Origin of the sequence: Myxococcus llanfairpwllgwyngyllgogerychwyrndrobwllllantysiliogogogochensis (assembly GCF_006636215.1) — a bacterium.
GTDB lineage: Bacteria > Myxococcota > Myxococcia > Myxococcales > Myxococcaceae > Myxococcus > Myxococcus llanfairpwllgwyngyllgogerychwyrndrobwllllantysiliogogogochensis.
This window is the reverse complement of sequence record NZ_VIFM01000703.1, coordinates 1-493: the sequence shown is the minus strand read 5'-3', so window position 1 is coordinate 493 and position 493 is coordinate 1. Positions and strand designations below refer to the sequence as shown.

Here is a 493-nt window from a genome sequence, read left to right as displayed (position 1 = left end):
ACGCTATCCGCTGTGGCGGTAGGTTTCAGGCGCGCCTGATAGTCATCCGGAATATCGAGGTGCAGAGTGGACTGAATAAACTGCTGAGCCAGCGGCGTCTTCGGATGGGAGAAGACTTCGCTCACGGTGTCCTGCTCGATCAGTTGACCATTACTAATGACCGCCACGCAGTCGCAGATACGTTTAACCACGTCCATTTCATGGGTGATCAACAGGATGGTCAGTCCCAGGCGACGGTTAATGTCTTTCAGCAGTTCGAGAATGGAACGGGTAGTGGCCGGATCCAGGGCGCTGGTGGCTTCATCGCACAGCAATACTTTAGGATTGCTGGCCAGCGCGCGGGCAATCGCGATGCGCTGCTGCTGGCCACCGGACAGCTGGCGCGGGAAGGCATCGGCCTTGTCGGCCAGGCCGACCCGTTCCAGCAGCGTGCGCGCCTGCTGCTCGGCCTGCGCGCGCGGCACGCCACGCACCGCGATCGGTGCCTCGATGA

Annotated in this window: 1 protein-coding gene; it reads right to left on the bottom strand. The window is 61.1% G+C overall.

Annotated features, from left to right (window positions below; all coding sequences use genetic code 11):
* Window positions 1-493: ATP-binding cassette domain-containing protein (locus FJV41_RS55545; protein WP_141649602.1), on the bottom strand; the 493-nt coding region annotated here is incomplete at both ends.